Annotated in this window: 4 protein-coding genes; all 4 read right to left on the bottom strand. The window is 66.3% G+C overall.

Annotated elements, in window-relative coordinates; all coding sequences use genetic code 11:
* The coding region (locus VMJ11_RS27380; protein WP_325623629.1) for an NAD-dependent epimerase/dehydratase family protein at positions 1 to 584 on the bottom strand (584 nt) is incomplete at its 3' end.
* A gap of 6 nt (positions 585 to 590) precedes the next feature.
* Complete coding sequence (gene gmd / locus VMJ11_RS27375; protein WP_325623631.1) at positions 591 to 1,709, bottom strand: GDP-mannose 4,6-dehydratase; 1,119 nt, start codon at positions 1,707 to 1,709, stop codon at positions 591 to 593.
* A gap of 100 nt (positions 1,710 to 1,809) precedes the next feature.
* On the bottom strand, positions 1,810 to 4,041 hold the full coding sequence (locus tag VMJ11_RS27370; RefSeq protein ID WP_325623627.1) for a polysaccharide biosynthesis tyrosine autokinase: 2,232 nt from the start codon (positions 4,039 to 4,041) through the stop codon (positions 1,810 to 1,812).
* A gap of 66 nt (positions 4,042 to 4,107) precedes the next feature.
* Complete coding sequence (locus VMJ11_RS27365; protein ID WP_325623625.1) at positions 4,108 to 5,496, bottom strand: undecaprenyl-phosphate glucose phosphotransferase; 1,389 nt, start codon at positions 5,494 to 5,496, stop codon at positions 4,108 to 4,110.
* Positions 5,497 to 5,585 lie beyond the last annotated feature (89 nt).

Below are 5,585 nucleotides of genomic sequence, written 5' to 3'. Positions count from 1 at the left end.
TTCACGCGCGCCTCGTGCGCCTTGCGGATCAGCGCGGGCAGCACGTGGCTGCTGCTGAGGTCGTAATTGTCGTTCGGGCCGTAGAGGTTGGTCGGCATGAGCGAGACGAAATGCGTGCCGTACTGGCGGTTGTACGCTTCGCACAGTTTGAGCCCTGCGATCTTCGCGATCGCGTACGCCTCGTTGGTCGGCTCGAGCGGCGCGGTGAGCAGGTAGGTTTCTCGGATCGGCTGCGGGCACTCGCGTGGATAGATGCACGACGAGCCGAAGAACACGAGCCGCTCTACGCCCGCGTTATACGCAGCGCGAATCACGTTGGTCTCGATCGCCAGGTTGTCCCAGGCGAACTGCGCGGGCTGTGTGGCGTTCGCGAGAATGCCGCCCACGCGCGCGGCCGCGAGCAGCACCGCGTCGATATGCTCGCCCTCGAAGAACGCGTCGACCGCGGCCTGGTCGGTGAGGTCCAGCTCGGCGTGCGTGCGCGTGACGAGGTTCCAGTAGCCGTGCGCCTGCAGCGCGCGCACGAGCGCCGAGCCCACCATGCCGCGGTGGCCGGCCACGAAGATTCGGGAGTGCTTGTCCATGCGCGTTCACTCGTGATGTTCGAGAGCCTGGAAGCCTGCCAGCTTGACGAGCGCGTCGCGCCGGGCGATCTGGTAGTCCGCGCGCACCATTTCCTTGACGAGCGCATGGAACGACGTGGTCGGCTTCCAGCCCAGCTTCTCCTGGGCCTTCGTCGCGTCGCCGAGCAGCGTCTCGACCTCGGTCGGGCGGAAGTAGCGCGGATCGACGCGCACGATCACGTCGCCCGCCTCGAGCCGCATGTCGCGCGCGTCCACATGGTCGACGACGCCGACCTCGTCGACGCCGCTGCCCTCGAAGCGCACCGTCACGCCAAGCTCCTCCGCTGCCGCGCGCACGAAGTCGCGCACGCTGTACTGCACGCCCGTGGCGATCACGAAGTCTTCCGGCTTGTCCTGCTGAAGCATGCGCCACTGCATGTCGACGTAATCGCGCGCGTGACCCCAGTCGCGCATGGCCGAGAGATTGCCGAGATACAGCACCTTCTGCAGCCCGACCGCGATGCGCGCGATCGCGCGCGTGATCTTGCGCGTGACGAACGTTTCGCCGCGCTGCGGCGACTCGTGGTTAAAGAGAATGCCGTTGCACGCGTAGATGCCATGCGCCTCGCGGTAGTTCACCGTGGTCCAGTACGCGAACAGCTTCGCGACCGCATAGGGGCTGCGCGGATAAAACGGCGTGGTTTCGCGTTGCGGCACTTCCTGCACGAGCCCGTACAGCTCCGAGGTCGACGCCTGATAGAAGCGCGTTTTGTGCGTGAGGCCGAGAATGCGGATCGCCTCCAGGATGCGCAGCGTGCCGAGGCCGTCGGCGTTCGCGGTGTACTCGGGTTCCTCGAACGACACCGCCACATGGCTTTGTGCGGCGAGATTGTAGATTTCGTCGGGCACGACGCGCTGGATCACGCGCACGAGGCCCGTGGAGTCGGTCAGTTCGCCGTGATGCAGCTGGATGCCGGGTTCCGGGTCGTGCACGTCGCGATACAGGTGATCGATGCGGTCCGTGTTGAAGAGCGACGAGCGCCGCTTGATGCCGTGCACCTCGTAGCCTTTGTTCAATAGCAGTTCTGCCAGATACGAACCGTCCTGACCGGTGATGCCGGTGATCAATGCAACCTTGCGAGCCATCGCCATCGTTCTTTCTCCTCGCGTGAGCGATAGGGAATTGCGGTAGTTCCATCATGCGCGGCGGCGTGGAGCCGGCCGCGCACGCGCTGCTGCCCTGCTGCTACCCTGCGATGCTTTCGTACCCGTAGTAACCGCCGCGATAACCGCCGCCGATGAACGCGCCGGTCTTCGGCACGTCGGTGAGCAGCACGCCACGCAGGTTCACGCCGCCGTTGCGCAGGCGCTTGACCGTTTCCTCGAGTTCCGAAAGCGGATGGCGGCCATGGCGGATCGCGAGCAGCGTCGTGCCGGCGTAGCGCCCAATCACCGTCGAATCGGTCACCGCGAGCACCGGCGGCGTGTCGACGATCACGAGGTCGTATCTCGCCCTCAGCTCTTCGAGCAGCGACTCGAAGCGCGGGCTCATCAAGAGTTCCGAGGGATGCGAGTGCAGCGAGCCCTTGGCGAGCACGTCGAGGCCCGGCAGCACCTCGTGCTGGATCGCCTGGTCCAGGTCCGCGCCTAGCAGCACGTCGGAGAGTCCCGGCTGGTGCGCGATGCCGAAGTGCGAGTGGACGTCGCCGCGGCGCATGTCGCCGTCGACGATCAGCACGCGCTTGTTCACCGAAGCGACCAGCGCCGCGAGGTTGACGGAAAGGAACGACTTGCCGATGTCGGGTCGCGAGCCGGTCAGCATCACGATGTTGTTGGGCGCCTCGTTGAGCGTGAGCTGCAGCGACGTGCGCAGGCTGCGCACGCCCTCCACCGCGACGTCCTGCGGGTTCTGCTGCGCGAGCACGTGCAGACCGCGCCGGCGCGACGAGACATGGTGCTGCAGGCGCAACTGCTGCGGGCTGCGCGGCACCACGGCGAAGACCGGCACGCCGAGCGCGGCTTCGAGCTCGTCGGGACGCTCGACGCCGCCGTACAGCGACTTGCGCACGAACGCGACCAGAATGCCCAACACGAGCCCGAGGCCAATCGAAAGCACGATCACGAGCAGGCGCTTCGGGCGCACGGGGTCGTCGGGCGCTTCGGCGAAGTCGACCACGCGCACGTCGCCCACCTGGCCCGCCTTCGCCACGCGCAATTGTTGCGCGCTGTTCAAGAGGCTCGTGTAGAGCTCCGTGCTCACATGCACGTCGCGCAAGAGGCGCACCGCCGTCTGCTCGGTGTCGGGCAGTTGGGCGACGTTGCGCGTGAGCGTCGCCTGTGCGCTGCGCAGCGTGCCGATCTCGGCGTCGAGCGCGGCAACGGCCGGGTGATGTTCGGTGAAGCGCTGCGCGAGCTCCGCGCGTTGCTGCTGCAAGTCTTCGAGGCGGGTCTTGTTGTCGCTCACCTGCTGGAGCAGCAGCCGGCTTTCCTCCCCGAGATCGACGGTGCCGTGCTCGTTGCGGAACTTGTTGTACTTCTGCTCGGCCGCGTCGACCTGCGCGCGCAGTTGCGGCAACTGCTCGTCGAGGAACGCGAGCATGTGCTCCGCTTCGGCGGAGCGGCTCGCCACGTCCTGCTTGATGAATTCCTGCGCCACGTTGTTCAGGATCGCGGTGGTCAGCTTGCTGTTGTGGCCTTCGAGGCTCGCGCGGATCACGCCGGACTGCAGCCCGACCTCCTGGATGTCGAGCGCGCGCTCCAGCTTGTCGACGGTCGTGAGCGTCGAGGCGCGAGTGAGCAGGAACGGCGTGCCGGGCGGCCCGCTCAGGCTGTCGACGTGCAGCGAGATCGGCCCGACCGAGGTGTTGGCGCTCACGTCTTCGCCCACGTGGCCCTGCAGCAGCGGGATGCCGTCGGGGTCGCGCAGCACGAACGTGCCCGGCTCGTCGCCGGCGACGAGCGTGAAGTCGCGATCGTAGAGCGATTCGGGCGTGTCGAAGCGCGACACGGTGATTGCGCCGCCGCGCCACGCATAGCCCGAAGGACGCAGGAACGAGGGCAGGCTCTGGACCCAGCTCGCGCTCATGATCCCGGAGAGCATCCCGCCGATGACAGGCATTTCATGCGGCCGCGCCGAAATGTCGAGGTGCAGCCGCCGCACCGTCTCCTCAGTCACCTCGCGTGACTTCAGCATCTCGATCACGCCATTGGCGGTCGACTTCTCGTCGAACATGCCGGCCAGCGGCGGCATGCCGCTGTCCTTCTTGCTGGCGTCGCCCTTGTCGACGAGATGGAACAGCACGTCGGCGCGATAGGTGGGCTGGGCAAGGAACGCGTACGCGGTGCCGAGCAGCGTGACGGCGAGCGTCACGATCGCGATCGCACGCCAGTTCGCCACCATCGTCTGCAGATAGTCGCCCAGATATCGCTCATCGGCGCCTGCCGCGCCGTAGTAAGCGCCGTCATAATTCATCGCCATATTCCTTCTCCCGAGACCTGGTGCTTCTCGCGCGAGCTCACGCCCAGCGGGCGCTTGCCGTCACGCTCAGTACGCGTTGCGACCAACCAGCCCGTGAATGATCGTGGCCGCGATGATGCGCATGTCGAGCCAGAACGACCAGTGGCCGAGGTAATAGAGATCGTGCGCGACGCGCATCTCCATCTTTTCGAGGCGATCGGTCTCGCCGCGAAAACCGTTGACCTGCGCCCAGCCGGTGATGCCGGGCTTGATGCGATAGCGGTGGATGTAGCCGGTCACCACGCGCTGATACAGATCGTCGTGCTCGATTGCATGGGGGCGCGGGCCGACCACCGACATGTCGCCGCGCAGCACGTTGTAGAACTGCGGCAATTCGTCGAGGCTCGTGCGGCGCAGAAACGCGCCAAGGCGCGTGACGCGCGGGTCGTCCCGCGTGGCCTGGCTCACGGTGCCGGGCGCCTCGGTATGCACGCGCATCGTGCGGAACTTGTAGATCGTGAACACGCGGCCGTCGGCGCCCTTGCGCCGCTGCCTGAAGAACACCGGGCCCGGCGAGGAGACCTTCACCGCGATCGCAATGCCGATGAGTAGCGGCATGAGGCTCACGAGCGCGAGGCTCGCGAACACGCGGTCGAACACCGCCTTCTTGAACTGCGCGCTCGCCGGCAGCGGCGAGGCGACGAGATTGATCGCGGGCACGCCCAGCAGCTCGCTCACGCTGCTGGTGTCGAACAGCGCGAGTGAGCGCACGTCGGGAATGAAGCGGATGTTCACGAGGTCGTTGCGAAACTCCGTGACGAGCCGCACCACGGTGCGCTCCTCTGCGAGCGAGAGCGCGAGCCACAGCTCGTGCACGTCGTGCTCGCGGATGTACTGCGCGAACGCCTCGACCGTGTCGTACACCGTGGCCTCTCTCGCGCTGGCGGGCACCGTTTGCGGCTTCGTGTTGTAGAGCGCGCTTGCGCGAAAGCCCGAGCCGGGCTCCGCATCGATGCGCCGCACGATCTCGTCGCACTGCGAAGCAGAACCGGCAATGGCAACCTGATGCAGGTTCATGCCCGCGCGCCGCACGTGCGCGAGCACGCCATGCGCCGCGATGCGCCATGCAATGAGGAGCCCCCCCGCCACCGCGGTCCAATATGCGAACCACAGCCGCGAGACGGCGTCCACATGATGCATCGTCGAGTACATCGAGATCAGCGCACAGCCCTGCACCACGAGCCATGCGAGCGACACCTGCCCCGCCAGCAGCGCCTTGGAGCGGCCACGCCACGACTGGTATAGCTCGAAGGCCGGAAAGATTACGAGCGCGAACGCGGCGGCGAGCAACACGAACGCCTCGTTCACGCCGCGCGGCACGATATCGTCGAAGCGAATCTCCGACGCCACGCTCGCGCCTATCATCACGGCCGACACGTCGAGCACTCTTGCCATCAGATTTTGAAGCTCGCGCATGTTTTCACCCTGTCGCTCATGACGGGTCGCTCAATTGCAGCGGCCGTAGGTATCTTCGAAGCGCACGATATCGTCTTCGCCCAGGTACG

This window comes from Paraburkholderia sp. (assembly GCF_035501035.1).
Lineage (GTDB): Bacteria > Pseudomonadota > Gammaproteobacteria > Burkholderiales > Burkholderiaceae > Paraburkholderia.
Note: the sequence above shows the minus strand (reverse complement) of the source record. Positions and strands in the feature narration are given on the sequence as shown.

What these genes read in the sequence shown, in the direction of transcription:
- gmd (WP_325623631.1), bottom strand. Translation starts at nt 1,709, where the DNA reads ATGGCTCGCAAGGTTGCATTGATCACCGGCATCACCGGTCAGGACGGT.
- VMJ11_RS27370 (WP_325623627.1), bottom strand. Translation starts at nt 4,041, where the DNA reads ATGGCGATGAATTATGACGGCGCTTACTACGGCGCGGCAGGCGCCGAT.
- VMJ11_RS27365 (WP_325623625.1), bottom strand. Translation starts at nt 5,496, where the DNA reads ATGCGCGAGCTTCAAAATCTGATGGCAAGAGTGCTCGACGTGTCGGCC.